The sequence below is a fragment of the Bacillus sp. JCM 19034 genome (genome assembly GCF_001310635.1).
In the GTDB taxonomy this organism is placed as follows: domain Bacteria; phylum Bacillota; class Bacilli; order Bacillales; family Bacillaceae_D; genus Halalkalibacter.
Genome location: NZ_BAXR01000068.1, coordinates 1 through 538, shown reverse-complemented (window position 1 = coordinate 538; position 538 = coordinate 1). Strand labels below are relative to the sequence as shown.

Genomic DNA, 538 nt, shown 5'->3' with positions numbered 1-538 from the left:
AAATTCCTCTTTCCCTTCCTCGAGGTTCTCTGCTGTCTTTTCTGATTCGACATTCGGTTCACGCGGATAAATAATCACTTCTTCACTCGGCTTGTCCGGTTCATCAATATTGTCCCCATCCACTGTTGCGATGTTTTCAATTTCTTTACTCGCCTGTCCTTCACCAACGGTCACTCGGAACGTCACCGTATGCCAGTTGGTATCTCTGACATCACCGAACTGTGCGACAATTTCACCATCGACATAATGTCCGGCATCGTCATCTTCTTCATCTGTGACACCTTCGCCATCTACCTCTAATGTGCCTGGCACATACTCAAGGCCTTCTGGTAGCTCATCACGGATGATCAGATTTTTCACTAAACTATCTTCGATTGTATTTCGGGTTTGAATCGTATACAGCAGTGTATCTCCCACTTCTGGGTTCTCTGTATCTGTATTGCCTTCGGCTTTTTCAACTAGTTCCGCTACTTTCTCTGACTCTAGCTTCGGATCCTTCGGATCCACCGTTATTTCATGTTGTGGCTCCTCTGGATCG

The 538-nt window shown here is 46.1% G+C and carries 1 protein-coding gene; it reads right to left on the bottom strand.

The features are described from left to right. The coding region (locus tag JCM19034_RS20680) for an isopeptide-forming domain-containing fimbrial protein (protein ID WP_156324103.1) at nucleotides 1-538 on the bottom strand (538 nt) is incomplete at both ends.